Raw genomic sequence first — 20374 nt, forward strand, 5'->3', positions numbered from 1 at the left:
ACGACACCGAGCACCTGTCATGTCCATTGACCTCGACGAAATAATAAAAGCCCTGGCGCACCCAGTACGACGAGACATCCTCACCTGGCTGAAAGACCCGAAGGTGCAATTCCCCGAGCAACTGCACAACCATGAATACGGCATCTGCGCCGGGCAGATCGACCAGCGCTGCGGCTTGTCCCAGTCGACCGTGTCGGCCCACCTGGCCACTTTGCAACGAGCCGGGTTGATCAGCAGCCAGAAGGCCGGGCAATGGCACTTTTTCAAACGCAACGAGGCAGTGATCCAGGCCTTTCTCGTGGCGCTCACCACTGAACTCAGCGCTGATATGAGCGCACCGCTGTAATAAAGGAAACGTAGATGCCCCTCTCGCTACTCATACTGGCCCTCAGCGCCTTTGCCATCGGCACCACCGAGTTCGTCATCATGGGGCTGCTGCCTGATGTGGCGGCGGACCTGGGCGTGTCGATTCCCGGCGCCGGCTGGCTGGTTACTGGCTACGCCCTGGGCGTGGCCATCGGTGCGCCGTTCATGGCACTGGCCACCGCCAAGCTGCCACGCAAGGCCGCCTTGGTAGCGTTGATGGGCATTTTCATTATCGGCAACTTGCTCTGCGCCTTGGCCAGTGACTACAACGTGCTGATGTTTGCTCGCGTCATCACGGCGCTGTGCCACGGTGCCTTCTTTGGGATTGGTTCTGTGGTGGCGGCCAACCTGGTACCAGCCAACAAGCGCGCTTCGGCCGTGGCCTTGATGTTCACCGGCCTGACCCTGGCCAACGTGCTCGGCGTACCACTGGGCACCGCCCTGGGCCAGCAAGCGGGCTGGCGTTCGACCTTTTGGGCGGTGACCGTGATTGGCGTGATCGCCTTGATCGGCCTGATCCGCTTCCTGCCGGCCAAGCGTGACGAAGAAAAACTCGACATGCGTGTCGAACTGGCAGCCCTCAAGGGTGCCGGCATCTGGTTGTCGCTGAGCATGACAGCGTTGTTTGCCGCCTCCATGTTCACCCTCTTTACCTACGTCGCACCGCTGCTTGGCGATGTCACCGGCGTGTCACCCAAGGGCGTGACCTGGACCCTGCTGCTGATCGGCCTGGGCCTGACCGTGGGCAACATTATTGGCGGCAAGCTGGCGGACAAACGCCTGGCGGCCACCCTGATCGGCGTGTTCATCAGCATGGCGGTGGTCTCAACTGTCCTGTCCTGGACCAGCGTCGCGCTGATCCCCACCGAAATCACCCTGTTCCTGTGGGCCACCGCTTCGTTTGCCGCCGTACCGGCGCTGCAAATCAACGTAGTGACCTTCGGCAAGGCGGCACCGAACCTGGTGTCCACCTTGAACATCGGCGCTTTCAATATCGGCAACGCCCTTGGCGCCTGGGTCGGTGGCAGCGTGATCGCCCATGGTTTCGGCCTGACCAGCGTGCCGCTGGCCGCCGCAGCACTGGCGATTCTGGCCCTGCTGGTGACCCTGATCACTTTCCGTCAGAGCGGCGATGCCGACCTGGCCCCTGCGACCAACTGATCAATCCACTTAAAGAGAAGGGTGTTATCCCATGACGACTATTTTCGATCCGATCACACTGGGCGACCTGGAACTGTCGAACCGCATCATCATGGCGCCGCTGACCCGCTGCCGCGCCGACGCCGGTCGCGTGCCCAATGCGCTGATGGCCGAGTACTACGTGCAGCGTGCCTCCGCCGGGCTGATCCTCAGCGAAGCCACCTCCGTGACGCCCATGGGCGTGGGCTACCCGGACACCCCAGGCATCTGGTCCAACGACCAGGTGCGCGGCTGGGCCAACATCACCAAGGCCGTACACGGTGCGGGCGGCAAGATTTTCCTGCAACTGTGGCATGTGGGCCGCATTTCCCACGAGTCCTACCTGGACGGCGAAACCCCGGTGGCCCCCAGCGCGATCCAGGCCAAAGGTCACGTCAGCCTGGTTCGTCCATTGGCCGACTACCCGACCCCACGCGCCCTGGAAACCGCTGAAATCGCCGACATCGTCGACGCTTACCGCGTAGGTGCCGAGAACGCCAAGGCTGCAGGGTTTGACGGCGTGGAAATCCACGGCGCCAACGGCTACCTGCTCGACCAGTTCCTGCAAAGCAGCACCAACCAGCGCACCGACAGCTACGGTGGCTCCCTGGAGAACCGTGCGCGCCTGCTGCTGGAAGTGACCGACGCCGCCATCGAAGTCTGGGGCGCCGGCCGCGTGGGCGTGCACCTGGCACCGCGTGCCGATGCGCACGACATGGGCGACGCCAACCTGGCCGAAACCTTCACCTACGTCGCCAGCGAACTGGGCAAACGTGGCATCGCCTTCATCTGCTCCCGTGAAAAAGAAGGCGCGGACAGCCTCGGCCCACAACTGAAAAAAGCCTTCGGCGGCGTGTACATCGCCAACGAACGCTTCACCAAGGACAGCGCCAACGCCTGGCTGGCCGAAGGTAAAGCCGATGCCGTGGCTTTCGGCATTCCCTTCATTGCCAACCCAGACCTGCCGGCGCGCTTGAAGGCGGATGCAGCGCTGAATGAGCCGCACCCAGAAACCTTCTATGGCAAGGGCCCGGTGGGTTATATCGATTACCCGACGCTGCCGATCTAACTGACTGAAACAGAAAAACAAACTGGGAGGGGGCTTGCTCCCGATAGCGGTGGCTCAGTCAACACATCATTGACTGACACACCGCTATCGGGAGCAAGCCCCCTCCCACATTTTGACTGTATGTAGCCACTTGGAAACATTGCTTCACAGAACCGCAACAATATCGCTACAAAATACTTAGCCGGCTACCTATCAACCGCAGGCCAGCCCGTATATAAAGTCACCCCGCCAATCAGGCAAAGGGACGATTGACTGTCTCTGGTCTTTACTGTTGACACAACTGGATGCAATTACGCATTTTGTCTCAATTGCGCAGGCTGGGGCTCAGGCGCAGCATGTCCAGCCCTATATCAGCCCAGCGCTCGGCGTCTTGATGCAGTTGAAAACTGTCAGGCACCAACAGCCACTGTCCGATCAGACCGTGGATAAACGCATGGATGCATATGGCCCCGCGGGTGGTATCGAGCGTTTCCGGCAGTTGCCCGCGATGGACCGCGTTACGCAACGTCAAGCCGATACGCAGGTTGCATTCAAGACTGTGGGTCTGGCGTTGGCGGCGCATGTCACACATTTCATCGGTGAACTCGCACTTATGAAACAGGATTTCGTTGATGCGCCGGGTTTTCGGGTCCAGGGCCACTTCATGGTAGAGATGAATCAACAACTTGCGCATACAGCCCAGCGGGTCGACTTCGTCCTCGCTTTCACTGGCGCGGGCCAATTCGTCCAGGGGCTCGTGCAGCGTGTCGAGCAATGCCTGGAGCAAATCGGACTTATTGCTGAAATGCCAGTAGATGGCACCGCGCGTCACCCCCGCCAGCGCGGCGATGTCCGCCAGGGTGGTGCGCGCCACGCCACGCTCATAGAAGGCTTGCTCAGCGGCTTGGAGAATCTGGCTGCGCGTTTCCTGAGCTTCCTCTTTGGTGCGACGAACCATGGCAGTAAAACCTCAATCGGGACACTGTGGATGGTGCTTGACCATCATCTGAATAATTGTGGGACGACGCCGTCAGGGGCGCCGAACGTACTAGAATCGAGGCTTGGGGCGCTGCTTTGTCAACATTGCGCACGGCCTGTCAAGAGTTTACAAACAACCATGAACGTAAGTATATTGCGTAGCAAGCTACTTATCCACTCACAGCCTGTTTTTTACCTTTCCACACTTCTTGTGCGCACTCTGCGCGCCTGACCCGAGGATCTTCATGCAACTTAAGCCAGCTGTTACCGCTCTGGTCACTGCCGTCGCCCTGGCATCGCTGCTCAGCGGATGTAAAAAGGAAGAAGCGGCACCGCCCGCTCAAACCCCTCAGGTCGGCGTGGTCACCATTCAACCGCAAGCCTTTACCCTGACCACCGAGTTGCCAGGCCGCACCACGGCCTATCGCATCGCGGAAGTCCGGCCTCAGGTTAACGGCATCATTCTCAAGCGCTTGTTCAAGGAAGGCGCGGATGTGAAGGAAGGCCAGCAGTTGTACCAGATCGACCCGTCGGTCTATGAGGCGACACTCAAGAGCGCCCAGGCCAAGCTGACCCAGACCAAGTCGATCACAGACCGCTACAAGCAACTGGTCGATGAACAGGCCGTCAGCCGCCAGGAATACGACACCGCCGTCGCCGACCGCATGACCGCCGAAGCCGACCTGCAGAGCGCCCAGATCAATGTGCGCTACACCAAGGTGTTCGCACCGATCTCCGGGCGTATCGGCCGCTCTTCGGTCACCGAAGGCGCACTGGTCAGCAATGGCCAGGCCGATGCCATGGCCGTGATCCAGCAACTGGACCCGATCTACGTCGACGTTACCCAGTCCTCGGCTGAAATGCTGAAGCTGCGTCGCGACCTTGCCAGTGGCCAACTGGAGAAAGCCGGCGACAACGCGGCCAAGGTCAAGCTTACCCTGGAAGACGGCACGCCTTACGCCCAGGACGGCAAGCTCGAATTCTCCGAAGTGTCGGTCGACCAGACCACCGGTTCCGTGACCCTGCGTGCCGTGTTCCCCAACCCTGACCATGTGCTGCTGCCGGGCATGTTCGTGCACGCCCAGCTGCAAGCGGGTGTGAACAGCAAGGCCATTCTCGCTCCGCAACAAGGCGTGACCCGTGACCTCAGGGGTATTCCGACGGCGCTGATCGTGAACAAGGACAACAAGGTCGAGCAACGCGAACTGGTTGCCAACCGCACTGCCGGTGCCTACTGGCTGGTGGAAAAAGGCCTGGACGCCGGTGACCGCGTGATCACCGAGGGCCTGCAATTCATCAAACCGGGTATCGAAGTCAAGGTCAAGGACGCCGACAACGCCAAACCCGCCGGTACTGCTGCAGCGCCTGCTGCCGCTGCTGGTCAAGGGGAGTAATCCATGTCGAAATTTTTTATCGACCGTCCCATTTTTGCCTGGGTAATAGCCCTGGTGATCATGCTGGTCGGGGCACTGTCGATCCTGAAGTTGCCCATCAACCAATACCCGGCCATTGCGCCAACGGCCATTGATATCCAGGTGACCTACCCAGGCGCGTCCGCACAAACCGTGCAAGACACCGTGGTTCAGGTCATCGAGCAACAGCTCAACGGTATCGACAACCTGCGTTATGTCGCCTCGGACAGTAACTCCGACGGCAGCATGACCATCACCGCGACGTTCAACCAGGGTACCAACCCGGATATCGCCCAGGTCCAGGTGCAGAACAAGCTGAACCTGGCCACCCCGCTGCTGCCGCAAGAAGTGCAGCAACAGGGTATCCGCGTGACCAAGTCGGTGAAGAACTTCCTGATGGTAATCGGTCTGGTGTCGGAAGACGGCAGCATGACCAAAGACGACTTGTCCAACTACATCGTGTCCAACATCCAGGACCCGATTTCCCGTACCTCGGGTGTAGGTGACTTCCAGGTCTTCGGTTCGCAGTACGCCATGCGTATCTGGCTCGACCCGGCCAAGCTGAACAACTACCAGCTCACCCCGGTGGATGTCAGCAACGCCATCAAGGCGCAGAACGTGCAGGTGGCCACCGGCCAATTGGGCGGCCTGCCTGCCCTGCCCGGTACCCAGCTGAACGCCACCATCATCGGCAAGACGCGCCTGCAAAGCGCTGAAGAATTCGCCAAGATCCTGATGAAGGTCAACACCGACGGCTCCCAGGTTCGCCTGGGTGACGTCGCGCGTATCGAGCTGGGCGGCCAGAACTACAGCATCAGTGCGCAGTTCAACGGCAAGCCGGCCTCGGGTATGGCCATCAAGCTGGCGGCAGGTGCCAACGCATTGGACACCGGCAAGGCCATCCGCGAAACAGTGAAGTCCCTGGAGCCGTTCTTCCCGCCGGGCATGAAGGCGGTGGTGCCGTATGACACCACCCCGGTAGTGACCGAATCGATCTCCGGTGTGGTTCACACCCTGGTCGAAGCGATCGTGCTGGTGTTCCTGGTGATGTTCCTGTTCCTGCAGAACTTCCGCGCCACCATCATTACCACCATGACCGTACCAGTGGTATTGCTGGGTACCTTCGGGATCCTGGCCGCATGCGGCTTTACCATCAACACCCTGACCATGTTCGGCATGATCCTGGCCATCGGCTTGCTGGTGGACGATGCCATCGTGGTGGTGGAAAACGTCGAACGGGTAATGGCCGAGGAACATCTGTCGCCCAAAGAAGCGACGATCAAGTCCATGGGCCAGATCCAGGGCGCCCTGGTGGGTATTGCTTTGGTACTGTCGGCGGTACTGCTGCCGATGGCGTTCTTCGGTGGTTCCACCGGGGTGATCTACCGCCAGTTCTCCATCACCATTGTTTCGGCGATGGCGTTGTCGGTCATGGTTGCCCTGATCTTCACCCCAGCCTTGTGCGCCACCATGCTCAAGCCGATCGATCCGGAAAAGCACGGCCAACCCAAGCGCGGCTTCTTCGGCTGGTTCAACCGCACCTTCGACAGCGGCGTACTCAAGTACGAGCGCGGCGTGGGCGGCATGATCAAGCACAAGATCCCGGCATTCCTGGTGTATGTGCTGATCCTGGCCGGCATGATCTGGATGTTCACCCGTATCCCGAGCGCGTTCCTGCCTGAGGAAGACCAGGGCGTGATCTTTGCCCAGGTGCAGACACCGGTCGGCTCTTCGGCTGAACGTACGCAAAAAGTCATCGATGACATGCGCGCCTTCCTGCTGCATGACAAGGAAGGCGAGCCAGGCGAAGGCAAGTCAGTGAACTCGGTGTTTACCGTAAACGGCTTCAACTTCGCCGGCCGTGGCCAGAGCTCGGGCCTCGCGTTTGTGATGCTCAAGCCATGGGATGAGCGTGACTCGACCCAATCGGTATTCGAAGTCGCCAAGCGGGCCCAGGGTTACTTCTTCGGAGCCTTCAAGGACGCAATGGTATTCGCCATCGTGCCACCTTCGGTTCTTGAATTGGGTAACGCCACCGGTTTCGACGTGTTCCTGCAAGACCAGGGTGGCGTCGGCCACGACAAGCTGATGGCTGCACGTAACCAGTTCCTCGGTGCGGCGGCGCAAAGCAAGGTACTGGCAGGCGTACGTCCAAACGGCGTGAACGATGAACCACAGTACGAGCTGACCGTCGACGACGAGAAAGCCAGCGCCCAGGGCATCAGCCTCGCCGATATCCAGCAGACCCTGGCCATTGCCCTGGGTGGCAGCTACATCAACGACTTCATCGACCGTGGTCGTGTGAAGAAGGTGTATGTGCAAGGTGACGCTGCCAGCCGTATGGCGCCGGAAGACCTGGACAAATGGTACGTGCGCAGCGACTCCGGGAAGATGGTGCCGTTGTCGGCCATTTCGTCGGGCAAGTGGATCTTCGGTTCGCCGAAGCTCTCGCGATACAACGGTGTAGCGGCGATGGAAATCCTCGGTACCCCGGCGCCGGGCTACAGTACCGGTGACGCGATGGCGGAAGTCGAACGCATTGCCAAGGAACTGCCGGCCGGCATCGGCTACTCCTGGACAGGCCTGTCGTATGAAGAACGCCTGTCCGGCTCCCAGGCACCTGCGCTGTACGCACTGTCGCTGCTGGTTGTATTCCTGTGCCTGGCGGCACTGTACGAAAGCTGGTCGATCCCGATTGCGGTGATTCTGGTGGTGCCACTGGGTGTGATCGGTGCGCTGATCGCTACCAGCATGCGTGGCTTGTCTAACGACGTGTTCTTCCAAGTGGGCTTGTTGGTGACGGTGGGCCTGGCGGCGAAAAACGCCATCCTGATCGTGGAATTCGCCAAGGAGCTGCATGAGCAAGGCAAAGGCATCGTCGAGGCGGCGATCGAAGCTTCGCGGATGCGTCTGCGCCCGATCATCATGACGTCCATGGCGTTCGTGCTCGGCGTACTGCCGCTGGCAATTTCCAGTGGCGCAGGCTCAGGTAGCCAACACGCAATCGGTACCGGCGTAATCGGCGGTATGATCACCGCCACCGTGCTGGCGATCTTCTGGGTGCCACTGTTCTATGCAACCGTGTCCTCGGCTGGCGAACGCAAAAAGAAAGACACTACTGAAACTCCTAAAGAGGCTGGCCAATGAGCAAGTCGCTACTTTCCCTAGCCGTCACGGCATTCGTGCTCAGTGGCTGCTCGCTGATACCTGACTATCAGCGTCCCGATGCGCCGGTGGCCGCGCAGTTCCCGCAGGGGCCGGCGTATTCGTCGGCCCAGGCGCCGGGCCAGGCCGCTGCCGAGCAAGGCTGGAAGCAGTTTTTCCATGACCCTGCCCTGCAGCAGCTGATCCAGACCGCGTTGGTGAACAACCGTGACCTGCGTGTCGCGGCCTTGAACATCGACGCCTATGCGGCGCAGTACCAGATCCAGCGTGCCGACCTGTTCCCGGCCGTGTCGGCCACCGGCAGCGGCAGCCGCCAGCGCACCCCGGCCAAGCTGTCGCAGACCGGCGAAGCAGGCATCACCAGCCAATACTCTGCCGGCCTCGGGATCAGCTCTTACGAGCTGGACCTGTTCGGTCGCGTACGCAGCCTGAGTGAAGAAGCGCTGCAAAAGTACTTCGCCACTGAAGAGGCGCGGCGCAGCACCCAGATCAGCCTGGTGGCCAGCGTGGCGAATGCCTACCTGACCTGGCAGGCCGACAAGGAACTGCTCAAGCTGACCCAGGACACCCTCGGTGCTTTCGAGCAGAGCTTCAAGCTCACCTCGCGCAGCAACGAAGTCGGCGTGGCCTCGGCGCTGGACCTCAGCCAGGCACGCACCTCGGTGGAAAACGCTCGGGTCCAACTGGCCCGGTATACCCGCCAGGTGGCCCAGGACGAAAACAACCTGACCCTGTTGCTGGGCACCGGCCTGCCGGCGAATATCGCCAGCAAGCCGCTGTCGGATAACCTGCTCAGCGAAGTCCCTGCCGGGTTGCCATCGGACCTGCTGCAACGTCGTCCCGACATTGTGCAGGCCGAGTACAACCTCAAGGCGGCCAACGCCAATATCGGCGCGGCCCGTGCTGCGTTTTTCCCGAGCATCAGCCTGACCGCCAGCGCCGGCACCGCCAGCCCTACCCTGGGCGGCCTGTTCAAAGGCGGCTCGGGCACCTGGGCGTTCGCCCCGCAGATCAACATCCCGATCTTCAATGCCGGTAGCCTGCGCGCAAGCCTGGACTACTCGAAGATCCAGAAAGAGATCAACGTGGCCAACTACGAGAAAGCGATCCAGACCGGCTTCCAGGAAGTCTCCGACGGCCTTGCCGCACGGGCGACCTACAAGCAGCAACTGGACGCCCAACGTGGCTTCGTCGAGGCTAACCAGGACTACTACCGCCTGGCCGAGCGTCGCTACCGCATTGGTGTCGACAGCAACCTGACCTTCCTCGACGCCCAGCGCCAACTGTTCAGTGCCCAGCAATCGCTGATCACCGACCGCCTTGCGCAGCTGACCAGCGAGGTGAACCTGTACAAGGCCCTCGGCGGTGGCTGGAACGAACAGACCGCGCAGAACGAGCCATTGAAAGAAGAAGCACCGCCCTTGAAGCTGTTCTGATAGTGCAGGTGTAAAAAAACCGCTTCCCTCACCGGAAGCGGTTTTTTTATGCCTGGATTATTACCCCGCCAACTTGCGTTCGATCATCGCCCACAACCCACCCTGCCCCGGTTGAATCGCCCCCACACCGCCGCGCACCATGGCCGCCACCTGCATAACCCCAATAACAACAGGTCCAACGCCATGAGCACTTTCCAACCGCGCCAGCTGTTGCTGGCGACCGCTGTCGCCAGCCTTGCCCTTCCCGCTATCGCCGAAGAACACGGCTTTCTCGAAGACGCCAGCGCCAATCTCAACCTGCGTAATTTCTTCTTCAACCGCAATTACACCAACCCGACCAAGGCCCAGGGCGGTGCGCAGGAGTGGACGCAGAGTTTCATCCTCGACGCCAAGTCCGGCTTTACCCAAGGCACCGTAGGTTTTGGTGTGGATTTGCTCGGCTTGTACTCGCTCAAGCTCGATGGCGGACGTGGCACGGGCGGCACCCAGTTGCTGCCGCTGGACCATGATGGCCGGCCGGCGGACGAATTCGGACGCCTGGGCGCGGCCTTCAAGGCGCGGTTTTCCAAGACGGAGCTGAAGGTAGGCGAATGGATGCCGGTGCTGCCGATCCTGCGTTCGGACGACGGCCGCTCCCTGCCGCAGACCCTGCGCGGCGGGCAGATCACCTCGAAGGAAATCGACGGCCTGACCCTGTATGGCGGCCAGTTCCGCGCCAACAGCCCGCGTGATGACGGCAGCATGAGCGACATGTCGATGCTCGGTAAAGCTGCATTTACTTCCGACCGTTTCAACTTCCAGGGTGCCGAATATGCGTTCAACGACAAGCGCACCCAGGTCGGCGTATGGAACGCCCAGCTCAAGGACATCTACAGTCAGCAATTCATCAACCTGATCCACAGCCAGCCCGTCGGCAACTGGACCCTCGGCGCCAACCTCGGGTTCTTCTACGGCAAGGACGACGGCAGCGCCCGCGCAGGCAGCCTGGACAACAAAACCTGGTCCGGCCTGTTCTCCGCCAGGTACGGCGGCAACACCTTCTACGTCGGCCTGCAAACACTCACCGGCAACAGCGCCTGGATGCGCGTCAATGGCACCAGTGGCGGCACCCTCGCCAATGACAGTTATAACTCGAGTTACGACAACGCCGAGGAAAAATCCTGGCAAGTGCGCCACGACTACAACTTCGCCGCTCTCGGCATACCCGGCCTGACGCTGATGAACCGTTATATCAGCGGCAGCAACGTGCACACCGGCACCATCAGCGACGGCAAGGAATGGGGCCGCGAGAGTGAAGTCGGCTATACGGTGCAGAGCGGCGCACTGAAGAATTTCAATGTACGTTGGCGCAATTCGAGCATGCGCCGGGACTACAGCAACAATGAGTTTGATGAAAACCGGTTGATCGTCAGCTATCCGATAAGTCTGCTGTAAACCGGCGCCAGACTTAAGGTATGGTGCGCGCCTGCCGCTGCTGATCCCCTTTGACAGCGGCCCCTATCGAGCCTGCGCCCCTCATGAGATCCCTTGCCATAGCAAGCGCATTGTTGGCCCTGGCCCTGTGCCTGAGCGGCTGCATCGGCGCACCTGTTGCCCTGACGCCGGCCACCCAGCAACGCTTGCAAACCCAGGCACCGATCCGCTTCCTGCTGACCTTCGATGACGGTCCCAGCGCCTCGGGCTACAACAATCCGAGCCGCTCAGTGATAGCCGACCTGGCGCACAACCCGGTACTGCCGGGTATCAAGGCGGTGTTCTTCCTGCAGACCGAGGCGGCCCGCTCCGGCGGCAGCTCCCGGGGGCGCAAGACCATGGAGCGCGAACATGCCGCCGGCCACATCCTGGCATTCCATACGGCAACGGCGCTTCATACTAACCATCGCTGGCTCAATGATACCGAACTGGAACGCACCCTGACCGAAGGTGCCGCCGATATTGCCAGCATCACCGGCACGCCTCCGGTGCTGGTACGCCCGCCCTTCTGGAACTACGACAAGCGCACCTTCGCCGCCTACCAGCGGCATGGCCTGCAGGTGTTGCTGACGGACCTGAGCGCCAACGACGGCAAGATCTGGGGTTTCAATGGCAGCCCGCGCCGACGGGCCAATTTGTACCGGCAGTTGTCACTGGTACGTGAACGCATTGCCCTGGGCGAATTACCGACGGTGGACGGCGTTATCCCCGTGGTGGTGACTTTCCACGATATCAACCGCTACACCGCGCGACATATGCAGGAGTACTTGCAGATCCTGATGGACAGCGCGCAAATCAATGGTTTGAACACCGCTGTCGAGCCTTTCTACACCGACACCACCCAGCTTCAACAGGCGGCGCTGGCACGTACGGTGAAGGTCGTAAGCGAGCCCGTGCACCTGCCAGGCGTATGGAATTGGGTATGGGATGCCGATTCACGCTGATCTCTGCAGGTTGTAGAGATCAGAAATGTGGGAGGCGCGGTGCGACGATTCGACTTGCCCCCTCCCACAGGTTGACCGTATTTCAACTCAGGTTTCTCGGGACTCAACGCCCAATTCATCCCACACCGACTCAGCCAGGTGAAAGGTTGCATTTGCCGCCGGAATCCCGCAGTAAATCGCACTCTGCATCAACACTTCCTTGATCTCGGCGCGGGTCACCCCATTGCTGGCAGCGGCGCGCAGGTGCAATTTCAGTTCTTCACTGCGGTTCATGCCGATCAGCATCGCAATAGTGATCAGGCTGCGGGTATGCCGAGGCAGTCCGGGGCGCGTCCAGATATCACCCCAGGCGTGGCGGGTGATCATTTCCTGGAACTCGCTGTTGAACTCGGTCAGGGCATTGAGGCTGCGATCGACATGGGTATCGCCCAGTACTTCGCGGCGCACTTGCAGGCCGTCGGCGTAACGTTGTTTCTCGTCCACAAAAAGCTCCTCAGCGGGCCAGCAGGAATTTAATCACCCGGTCGCTGAATGCAGCGCCGGCTTGCACATTGGACAGGTGCGCCGCATAGAACTCGGCGTATTCGGCGCCGCGCACATGGCTCTGGATAAAGTGGCTTCCGGCGGGCGGCGTCACGGCGTCTTCAGTGCCGGCAATGACCAGGGTCGGCACCTTGATCAACGACAATTGCTCACGAAAATCTGCATCGCGCACCGCACCGCAGTTAGCGGCATACCCCTTGGGCGAAGTAGCCGCGAGCATGTCGGTGATCTGCTTGGCCTGGTGCGGATTGGCGGCAGCAAAATCCGCTGTGAACCAGCGCGCAATCGAGGCATCACGCAGGGCGACCATCGCGGCTGCGCCATCGCGCAGGACCATTTCGATGCGTGGGTTCCAGGTGTCCGGCGTGCCGATCTTGGCGGCGGTATTACATACCACCAGGCGTTGCAGGCGTTCGCCGGCGTGAATGCCCAGCCATTGGCCGATCAACCCGCCCATGGACAGTCCGCAAAAATGCGCACGCTGGATACCCAGCGCATCCAGCAGGGCAATCACGTCTCGGCCCAGTTGCTCGATGCTGTACGGCCCTTCGGTCACCAGGGATTTGCCATGGCCACGGGTGTCGTAGCGCAACACGCGAAAATGCTCGGTGAACGCCGGGATCTGGATGTCCCACATATGCAAGTCGGTGCCCAGGGAGTTGGACAGCACCAGCACCGGTGCGCCCTCGGGCCCCTCCAATTGGTAATGCAGTTCGCCCTCGGCGAGTTGTACAAAAGCCACAGCAGTCTCCTCAGGCAGTCAAGGCAAAGTGTTCGGTCACTGCACGGGTGACCCAGGTGTGCGCCTGGCCCAGGTAATGGGCCGGGTCGAGCAGGCGATCCAGTTCAGCCGCAGACAGCTCGGCGGTCACTTGCGGTTCATCCGCCAATACTTCACGCAAGTGGCGCCGCTCGGTCACGGCGCGTTTGCAGCACTGCTCCAGCAGATGGTGGGCGGTGTCGCGGCCCAGGCGCTGGGCAAGCACGATGCTGACAGCTTCGGCTAGCAGCAGGCCCTGGGTCAGGTCGAGGTTCTGCGCCATGCGCTCGGGGTCGACCTCCAGCTCTTCACTGACCAACACCGCCTGTTGCAAGGCGCCGGACACCAACCGACAAATCTCCGGCAGGGTCTCCCATTCGGCGTGCCACAAGCCCAGGCTGCGTTCATGCTCCTGGGGCATGGCACTGAACATCGTCGCCACCAGGCCCGGCACGCGGGTGGCGGCGCTGATCAGTACCGCGGCGCCCACAGGGTTGCGCTTGTGGGGCATGGTCGAAGAACCACCCTTGCCCGGCGCCGCAGGTTCAAATACCTCCGCCGCTTCTGTTTGCATCAACAGGCTGATATCGCGACCCAGCTTGCCGAGGCTGCCGGCGATCAGGCCGAGCACGCTGGCAAATTCCACCAGGCGATCACGCTGGGTATGCCAGGGTTGTTCGGGCAAGCCCAACTGCAATTCAGCGGCCAAGGCTTCGGCGACGGGCATGGCGTGTTCGCCGAGCGCTGCCAAAGTGCCGGACGCGCCGCCGAACTGCAGCACCAGCAGGCGCGGCTTCAACTCGGCAAGGCGCTGGCGACTGCGCGTCACGGCGCCCAACCAACCAGCGATTTTCATGCCCAGGGTGACCGGTGTCGCGTGTTGCAACCAAGTACGCCCGGCCAATGGCACGGCGGCGTAACGCTGGGCCTGGGCAGCCAGCACATCGCCCAGGCGCGCCAGGTCCGCTTCGATCAACCCCAGTGCCTGGCGCAACTGCAGCACCAGGCCAGTGTCCATCACGTCCTGGCTGGTCGCGCCCAGATGCACATAGCGCTCGGCGCCGGGATCTTCACTGGCAATCAGCTTGCCCAGTGCCTTGACCAACGGAATCGCCGAGTTGCCTGCCGTGGCAATCGCCACGCCGAGGGCGTCCACGTCGTAGAGCGAAGCCAGGCAAGCCTGGGCAATCGGCGCCACGGCGGCCTGCGGAATCAACCCGACCTGGGCCTCAGCCCGGGCCAGCGCGGCCTCGAAATCCAGCATGCCCTGCAGGCGTCCCTGGTCGCAGAACACTTCCGCCATGCTGCCGGCGGTGAAGTAAGCGTCGAACAGTTGATTGCTCGTGCGCAGCGTCATAACTCGTCCCTTATAGATCGTGGTGCAGGTAAGCCGCCTGTTTCGGCAGGCGCAAGCTGAACAGGAAGGCCACCGCCATCATCGCAGTGACGTACCAATAAAAGGTGTTTTCCATGCCGATGGATTTCAAGCTCAGCGCGACCACTTCCGCGGAACCACCAAACACTGCGTTCGCCACGGCATAGGCCAGGCCCACGCCCAAGGCACGTACCTGGGGCGGGAACATCTCGGCTTTGACCAGGCCGCTGATCGAGGTGTAGAAGCTGACAATCGCCAGGGCCAGGGTAATCAGCACAAAGGCCAGGAACGGGCTGGTCACGGTTTTCAGGGTCAACAGGATCGGCACGGTGAACAGGGTGCCAAGGCCGGCGAACCAGAGCATGGAATTACGCCGGCCGATCTTGTCGGCCAGCATGCCGAACAGCGGCTGCATGCACATGTACAGAAACAGCGCCCCGGTCATGATGTAGCTGGACGTCTTGGCGTGCATACCCACGGTGTTCACCAGGTACTTCTGCATGTAGGTGGTGAAGGTATAGAAAATCAGCGAGCCACCGGCGGTGTAGCCAAGCACGGTGATGAAGGCTTTGCCGTGGTCGCGAAACAGCGCGACGATACTGCCGGCGTCCTTGTCTTCGCGCATTTCCTTGCTGGTGGTTTCTTTCAGGGTGCGGCGCAGCAGCAGGGAGATCACCGCAGCAATCGCGCCGATCACAAAAGGAATGCGCCAGCCCCAGGCACGCAATTCTTCTTCGGTGAGGATCTGCTGCAGGATCACCACCACCAACACCGCCAGCAACTGGCCGCCGATCAGGGTCACGTACTGGAACGAGGCGAAGAAACCGCGCTGGCCCTTGAGCGCGACTTCACTCATGTAGGTCGCCGTGGTGCCGTATTCGCCCCCCACCGACAAGCCCTGGAACAGCCGCGCCACCAACAGTAGCGCCGGCGCCCAGGCACCGATGTCGTTATAGGTGGGCAGGAAGGCGATGACCAGGGAACCGGCGCACATCATCAGCACCGAGATCATCATCGAGTTCTTGCGCCCGTGCTTGTCGGCCACCCGGCCAAACAACCAGCCGCCGATAGGCCGCATCAGGAACCCGGCGGCGAACACGCCGGCGGTGTTGAGCAGCTGCACCGTGGGATCGTCGGAGGGGAAAAACGCCGGGGCGAAATAAATCGCGCAGAAGGCGTAGACGTAGAAGTCGAACCATTCGACAAGGTTGCCGGATGAGGCACCGACAATCGCAAAAATCCGTTTGCTGCGTTCTTCTCCGGTGTAGTGGCTGGTTGTTGTTGTCATGTTTTTTCACTCAGTGGGAACGGTTATAGCCTAGACATACTTTGCAACAACCATGTTCCGCAAGCAGACTTTAGGGTAGGCACTGCCTGAGACCTCATCACTGTAGGAGCGAGCTTGCTCGCGAAAAACCTGAGAGCACCGCGTTCATTCAGGCTACCCGCGTTATCGTTGGCGATTTTCGCGAGCAAGCTCGCTCCTACAGGCAGACCGTCAGTAATCGAAGAACACCGTTTCCTTGTCTGTCCCCTGCAAAATCACATTCCACTGATGCACACCCTGCGCGTCCGCCTTGGCAATCAAGGTACCGCGACGCTCTGCTGGCACACATGCCAACAGCGGGTCATCGCCATTGAACGCCTCGCCGTCAAAATAAATCCGCGTCAGCAAGTGCTTCACCAGCCCCCGGGCAAATACCAGCACCACCAGATGCGGCGCCTGGGTCGTGCCTTTCAATCCCGGCACACTGCCTGGTTTGATGGTGGTAAAGCGAAAGCGCCCTTCGGCATCTACCGGCACCCGGCCGAAGCCTTCGAAGTTGGGGTCAAGCGCCTTGTCCTGCTCATCCTCAGGGTGGTCGTATTTGCCGGCGGCATTGGCCTGCCAGACTTCCAGCATGGCGTCGTTGACGATATCGCCGTTGCCGTCCAGCACTTGCCCGCTGATCGCCACGCGTTCGCCGAGGGTCGCGGCTACCGTCAGGTCTTCGCGGTTCAGCCAGGTCAGGCCGATGTGGTAATAAGGCCCGACGGTGTGGGACGTGGTTGCGTAGAGTGTCATCTCATTTCTCCATCGGCGTGGCGTCGCGGCCGCGCAGGACGATGTCCCAGCGGTAACCGAGGGCGTAGGACGGAACGGTTTTTTCCAGGTCGAATCGCGCGATCAAGCGCTCCTTGGCACTGGTATCCGGTACACAGTTGTAGATTGGGTCGTATTCCAGCAACGGGTCACCGGGGAAATACATTTGCGTCACCAACCGCGTCAGCACACTGGGGCCGAACAGCGAAAAGTGGATATGCGCCGGGCGCCATGCATTGTGGTGGTTGCCCCACGGGTACGCACCGGGCTTGATGGTCTGGAACTGGTACCAGCCATCGGCGTCGGTGACGGTGCGCCCGGTGCCGGTGAAATTCGGGTCCAGCGGTGCATCGTGCAGGTCGCGCTTGTGGTTGTAGCGACCAGCGGCGTTGGCCTGCCAGATCTCCACGAGGATGCCCGGCACCGGTAGGCCGTTCTCATCGAGTACGCGGCCGTGAATGATGATGCGCTCGCCTTGGGGCTCGCCTTCATGCTGGGCCGTCAGGTCGTTGTCCTTCTCATTGATACGCTCGGCGCCGATGATCGGGCCGGTGATTTCCGACAAGGAATGGGGCAGGAACACCAATGGCTGGGACGGCGAACGCAGGTTCGTCGACTGGTAGGCCGGGTGCAGGTAATCAGGTTGGGTACCCGCGTGCGGGCGCCGGTAACCGGGCTTGTCACTCATGGAGCAATCCTCTCTTATTGGACGCGTTCAATCGCCAGGGCCAGCCCTTGGCCGACACCCACGCACATGGTCGCCAGGCCTTTGCTGCCGCCGGTTTTTTCCAATTGGTGCAGGGCCGTCAGGACCAGCCGCGCACCGCTCATGCCCAGGGGGTGGCCGAGGGCGATGGCGCCACCGTTCGGGTTGACCTGGGGGGCATCGTCGGCAAGCCCCAGTTCGCGCAGCACTGCCAGGACTTGGCTGGCAAAGGCTTCGTTGAGTTCGATCACATCAAAGTCAGTGACCGCCAACCCCAGGCGCTCCACCAGCTTGCGCACCGCAGGCACCGGGCCGATACCCATCACACGCGGGGCGACACCGGCACTGGCCATGCCCAGTACGCGGGCGCGGGCAGTGAGACCGTGTTTCTTTACCGCTTCGGCAGACGCGAGGATCAATGCCGCAGCGCCGTCGTTCACGCCCGAAGCGTTGCCGGCAGTGACGGTCTTGTCCGGACCGTTGACTGGCTTGAGCTTGGCCAGGGCTTCCAGGCTGGTGTCCCGTGGGTGCTCATCGTGCTCCACTACAGTTTCACCTTTTTTATGGGCGACCCGCACCGGCACGATTTCCTCGGCGAAGAAGCCGGCGGCTTGTGCGGCGGCGGTGCGCTGCTGGCTGCGCAGGGCGAAAGCGTCCTGGTCGGCGCGGGAAACCTGATAGTCGTCGGCGACATTGTCGGCGGTCTGCGGCATGGCATCCACACCGTACTGGGCCTTCATCAGCGGGTTGATAAAGCGCCAGCCGATGGTGGTGTCCTCCAGCTTCATGTTGCGCGAAAACGCCGCATCAGCCTTGCCCATCACGAAGGGAGCACGGGACATCGACTCGACGCCACCGGCAATCGCCAGCTCCATTTCGCCGCTGGCGATGGCGCGAAAGGCCGTGCCGATGGCATCCATGCCCGAGGCGCACAGACGGTTGAGGGTCACGCCCGGAACGCTTTCCGGCAGCCCCGCCAGCAACAGTGCCATGCGCGCCACGTTGCGGTTGTCTTCGCCGGCCTGGTTGGCGCAGCCGAGGAACACCTCGTCCACTGCATTCCAATCCACCGAGGGGTTGCGCTCGATCAGCGCCTTGATCGGCAGCGCCGCCAGGTCATCGGCGCGTACAGTCGACAAGCCGCCGCCAAAACGGCCGATAGGCGTGCGAATGGCATCACAGATGAATACGTCGCGCATCAGGCTTCTCCCGGCGCTTGGCCGTGGGCCGCGGCCGTGCGTGCTTCGAGGTCACGCAGGGCGGTCAGTTCTGTCTCGGTGGGTTCAGCCGTGGTGCTGACCTGGTCGGCAAAGCGAATCGCCCAACCGGTGGCGGCCACTACCTGTTCACGGGTCACGCCGGGATGCAGCGCGGTGACCACGAATTCATGGCTGCCCTCCTCCGGTTCCATGATGCACAGGTCGGTAATGATGCCTACGGGTCCTGCGCCGGGCAGGCCAAGACGCTTGCGTGAGTCGCCGCCTTCGCCGTGACCGACAGAGGTGATGAAGTCCAGCTTGTCGACAAACGAACGGGACGATTGCTTAAGGATGATCAGCACGCTCTTGGCCGAACCGGCAATCTCCGGCGCGCCACCGGCACCGGGCAAACGCACCTTGGGCTGGTGATAGTCACCGACCACGGTGGTGTTGATATTGCCGAACCGATCAACCTGGGCCGCGCCGAGAAAGCCCACATCAATGCGCCCGCCCTGCAGCCAATAGCGAAAGATCTCACCGGTGGGCACCACGGTGTCGGCGGTCTCCGCCAACTCGCCATCGCCGATGGACAGCGGCAGCACGCTGGGCTTGGCCCCAATCGGGCCGGACTCGTAGATCAGCACCACGTCGGGCGATGAAGTCAGGCGCGCCAGGTTGGCGGCCTTGGACGGCAGACCGATGCCGACGAAGCACACCGAGCCGTTCTGCAAGCGGCGTGCAGCGGCGACGGTCATCATTTCATTAGTGGAGTAAGCCATTACTTGGCCTCCTGCGCGGTGGCCAGCTTGGCCCGGAATTCATTGAAATCGGCGGTGCCGTGGATGTATTCGTCGATCCAGGCAGTAAAGGTTTCACGGTCGCGGGCAATCGGGTCCCACGCCTGGTAGAAACGGTTATCGCGCTCGTTGTAGCCGTGGGCGTAGGAGGGATGTGCACCTCCGGGTACGAGGCATACCGCCGTCAGCGCCCAGGTCGGCAACACGCAGCTGTTCATCGGTGCATTCAGGTCATCGACGATTTCCTCGACGGTGACGATGCAGCGCTTGGCCGCCAGGGCCGCTTCCTTCTGCACGCCGAGAATGCCCCAGAGCAGCACGTTGCCCTTGCGATCGGCTTTCTGTGCGTGGATCACGGTGATGTCAGGACGTACCGACGGTACCGCCGCCAGCACTTCACCAGTAAACGGGCAGGTAACGGTCTTGATCAGTGGGTTGACCTTGGGCAAGTCAGAACCGGCGTAGGCACGCAGCACCGCGAACGGTAGGCCCGATGCCCCGGCGACGTAGGCATTGGCCAGGTCGGCGTGGCTGTGTTCTTCAATCTCCAGAGGCTGCGGCCATTGCTTCTCGACCGCGTCGCGCAGGCGATGCAGGGAGCCCACACCCGGGTTGCCACCCCAGGAAAAAATCAACTTGCGCGCACAGCCGGCACCGATCAACTGGTCGTAGATCAGGTCAGGGGTCATACGTACCAGTGTCAGGTCTTTTTTGCCTTGACGAATGATTTCATGACCTGCGGCCGTGGGGATCAGGTGGGTAAAGCCTTCGAGGGCGACGGTATCGCCGTCGTTCACGAAGCGCTTGACCGCATCACGCAGAGTGAGGATTTCAGCCATGGGGTTGGGCTCCCGCTGTTGATCAAAAAAGGCGCTGAGGGGGCGCCGAAGTGCTTGAAGGTTAAGCCGGG

Annotated in this window: 18 protein-coding genes and 1 pseudogene; 8 read left to right on the plus strand and 11 right to left on the minus strand. The window is 61.4% G+C overall.

Going from position 1 to position 20374, the window contains the following annotated elements:
• Positions 1-19 precede the first annotated feature (19 nt).
• The 3 genes from QZR30_RS00940 to QZR30_RS00950 are packed head-to-tail and all read left to right on the plus strand — an operon-like array spanning position 20 to position 2614.
• Positions 20-346: an ArsR/SmtB family transcription factor gene (locus QZR30_RS00940; protein WP_046071364.1), complete on the plus strand. Its 327-nt coding sequence runs from the start codon at positions 20-22 to the stop codon at positions 344-346.
• 14 nt (positions 347-360) lie between these two features.
• Entirely contained in the window at positions 361-1527 is a 1167-nt protein-coding gene (locus QZR30_RS00945; RefSeq protein WP_046071363.1) for an MFS transporter, read from the plus strand.
• Positions 1528-1558: 31 nt separating this feature from the next.
• The gene (locus QZR30_RS00950) at positions 1559-2614 is read left to right on the plus strand and encodes an alkene reductase (protein ID WP_046071362.1); all 1056 of its coding nucleotides are present in this window, start codon (positions 1559-1561) and stop codon (positions 2612-2614) included.
• A 304-nt stretch (positions 2615-2918) separates the two neighbouring features.
• On the opposite strand, the gene QZR30_RS00955 is transcribed toward QZR30_RS00950, so the two are convergent.
• On the minus strand, positions 2919-3551 hold the full coding sequence (locus QZR30_RS00955; protein WP_046071361.1) for a TetR family transcriptional regulator: 633 nt from the start codon (positions 3549-3551) through the stop codon (positions 2919-2921).
• A gap of 265 nt (positions 3552-3816) precedes the next feature.
• Here QZR30_RS00955 and QZR30_RS00960 point away from each other — a divergent pair, with 265 nt between their 5' ends.
• From QZR30_RS00960 to QZR30_RS00980, 5 genes are all read left to right on the plus strand, one after another.
• Positions 3817-4965 carry an efflux RND transporter periplasmic adaptor subunit gene (locus QZR30_RS00960; protein WP_043050009.1) on the plus strand — a complete coding sequence of 383 codons (1149 nt, stop codon included), beginning with the start codon at positions 3817-3819 and terminating at the stop codon, positions 4963-4965.
• Between the two features lie 3 nt (positions 4966-4968).
• Positions 4969-8130, plus strand: coding sequence for an efflux RND transporter permease subunit (locus QZR30_RS00965; RefSeq protein WP_046071360.1), 3162 nt, complete (start codon positions 4969-4971; stop codon positions 8128-8130).
• Complete coding sequence (gene adeC, locus QZR30_RS00970) at positions 8127-9584, plus strand: AdeC/AdeK/OprM family multidrug efflux complex outer membrane factor (RefSeq protein ID WP_046071359.1); 1458 nt, start codon at positions 8127-8129, stop codon at positions 9582-9584. Before QZR30_RS00965 ends, adeC begins: the two co-directional genes overlap by 4 nt.
• 183 nt (positions 9585-9767) lie before the next feature.
• Positions 9768-11018 carry an OprD family porin gene (locus tag QZR30_RS00975; RefSeq protein WP_068966561.1) on the plus strand — a complete coding sequence of 417 codons (1251 nt, stop codon included), beginning with the start codon at positions 9768-9770 and terminating at the stop codon, positions 11016-11018.
• Between the two features lie 83 nt (positions 11019-11101).
• A complete protein-coding gene (locus tag QZR30_RS00980; RefSeq protein WP_046071357.1) occupies positions 11102-12001 on the plus strand; it encodes a polysaccharide deacetylase family protein in 900 nt (299 codons plus the stop codon).
• Between the two features lie 87 nt (positions 12002-12088).
• On the opposite strand, the gene pcaC is transcribed toward QZR30_RS00980, so the two are convergent.
• From pcaC to QZR30_RS01030, 10 genes and pseudogenes are all read right to left on the minus strand, one after another.
• Entirely contained in the window at positions 12089-12484 is a 396-nt protein-coding gene (gene pcaC, locus QZR30_RS00985; RefSeq protein WP_046071356.1) for a 4-carboxymuconolactone decarboxylase, read from the minus strand.
• A 10-nt stretch (positions 12485-12494) separates the two neighbouring features.
• Positions 12495-13286 carry a 3-oxoadipate enol-lactonase gene (gene pcaD, locus QZR30_RS00990; RefSeq protein ID WP_068966559.1) on the minus strand — a complete coding sequence of 264 codons (792 nt, stop codon included), beginning with the start codon at positions 13284-13286 and terminating at the stop codon, positions 12495-12497.
• Between the two features lie 10 nt (positions 13287-13296).
• Positions 13297-14661, minus strand: coding sequence for a 3-carboxy-cis,cis-muconate cycloisomerase (locus tag QZR30_RS00995; protein ID WP_311902853.1), 1365 nt, complete (start codon positions 14659-14661; stop codon positions 13297-13299).
• A 10-nt stretch (positions 14662-14671) separates the two neighbouring features.
• Complete coding sequence (locus QZR30_RS01000; RefSeq protein ID WP_046071353.1) at positions 14672-15967, minus strand: MFS family transporter; 1296 nt, start codon at positions 15965-15967, stop codon at positions 14672-14674.
• A 98-nt stretch (positions 15968-16065) separates the two neighbouring features.
• Positions 16066-16185, minus strand: a pseudogene (locus QZR30_RS01005) (outer membrane lipoprotein carrier protein LolA); the annotation flags it as partial.
• Positions 16178-16744 carry a protocatechuate 3,4-dioxygenase subunit alpha gene (gene pcaG / locus QZR30_RS01010; protein ID WP_311902854.1) on the minus strand — a complete coding sequence of 189 codons (567 nt, stop codon included), beginning with the start codon at positions 16742-16744 and terminating at the stop codon, positions 16178-16180. The pseudogene QZR30_RS01005 and the gene pcaG, both read right to left, overlap by 8 nt.
• Position 16745: 1 nt before the next feature.
• A complete protein-coding gene (gene pcaH / locus QZR30_RS01015; RefSeq protein WP_046071351.1) occupies positions 16746-17450 on the minus strand; it encodes a protocatechuate 3,4-dioxygenase subunit beta in 705 nt (234 codons plus the stop codon).
• A gap of 14 nt (positions 17451-17464) precedes the next feature.
• Positions 17465-18670: a 3-oxoadipyl-CoA thiolase gene (gene pcaF, locus QZR30_RS01020; RefSeq protein WP_311902943.1), complete on the minus strand. Its 1206-nt coding sequence runs from the start codon at positions 18668-18670 to the stop codon at positions 17465-17467.
• Positions 18667-19446, minus strand: coding sequence for a CoA-transferase subunit beta (locus tag QZR30_RS01025; RefSeq protein ID WP_034118527.1), 780 nt, complete (start codon positions 19444-19446; stop codon positions 18667-18669). Before QZR30_RS01025 ends, pcaF begins: the two co-directional genes overlap by 4 nt.
• Positions 19446-20303 (minus strand): CoA transferase subunit A, encoded by an 858-nt coding sequence (locus QZR30_RS01030; protein ID WP_046071349.1) that lies wholly within the window; start codon positions 20301-20303, stop codon positions 19446-19448. Before QZR30_RS01030 ends, QZR30_RS01025 begins: the two co-directional genes overlap by 1 nt.
• Positions 20304-20374: the final 71 nt, after the last annotated feature.

This window comes from Pseudomonas sp. rhizo25, from assembly GCF_031931935.1.
In the GTDB taxonomy this organism is placed as follows: domain Bacteria; phylum Pseudomonadota; class Gammaproteobacteria; order Pseudomonadales; family Pseudomonadaceae; genus Aquipseudomonas; species Aquipseudomonas synxantha.

Coding starts and splice junctions, on each gene's coding strand:
- QZR30_RS01000 (WP_046071353.1), bottom strand. CDS start 15,967: ATGACAACAACAACCAGCCACTACACCGGAGAAGAACGCAGCAAACGG.
- QZR30_RS00950 (WP_046071362.1), top strand. CDS start 1,559: ATGACGACTATTTTCGATCCGATCACACTGGGCGACCTGGAACTGTCG.
- QZR30_RS00940 (WP_046071364.1), top strand. CDS start 20: ATGTCCATTGACCTCGACGAAATAATAAAAGCCCTGGCGCACCCAGTA.
- QZR30_RS00965 (WP_046071360.1), top strand. CDS start 4,969: ATGTCGAAATTTTTTATCGACCGTCCCATTTTTGCCTGGGTAATAGCC.
- QZR30_RS01025 (WP_034118527.1), bottom strand. CDS start 19,446: ATGGCTTACTCCACTAATGAAATGATGACCGTCGCCGCTGCACGCCGC.
- pcaH (WP_046071351.1), bottom strand. CDS start 17,450: ATGAGTGACAAGCCCGGTTACCGGCGCCCGCACGCGGGTACCCAACCT.
- pcaG (WP_311902854.1), bottom strand. CDS start 16,744: ATGACACTCTACGCAACCACGTCCCACACCGTCGGGCCTTATTACCAC.
- QZR30_RS01030 (WP_046071349.1), bottom strand. CDS start 20,303: ATGGCTGAAATCCTCACTCTGCGTGATGCGGTCAAGCGCTTCGTGAAC.
- QZR30_RS00960 (WP_043050009.1), top strand. CDS start 3,817: ATGCAACTTAAGCCAGCTGTTACCGCTCTGGTCACTGCCGTCGCCCTG.
- QZR30_RS00955 (WP_046071361.1), bottom strand. CDS start 3,551: ATGGTTCGTCGCACCAAAGAGGAAGCTCAGGAAACGCGCAGCCAGATT.
- QZR30_RS00995 (WP_311902853.1), bottom strand. CDS start 14,661: ATGACGCTGCGCACGAGCAATCAACTGTTCGACGCTTACTTCACCGCC.
- QZR30_RS00945 (WP_046071363.1), top strand. CDS start 361: ATGCCCCTCTCGCTACTCATACTGGCCCTCAGCGCCTTTGCCATCGGC.
- adeC (WP_046071359.1), top strand. CDS start 8,127: ATGAGCAAGTCGCTACTTTCCCTAGCCGTCACGGCATTCGTGCTCAGT.
- QZR30_RS00980 (WP_046071357.1), top strand. CDS start 11,102: ATGAGATCCCTTGCCATAGCAAGCGCATTGTTGGCCCTGGCCCTGTGC.
- QZR30_RS00975 (WP_068966561.1), top strand. CDS start 9,768: ATGAGCACTTTCCAACCGCGCCAGCTGTTGCTGGCGACCGCTGTCGCC.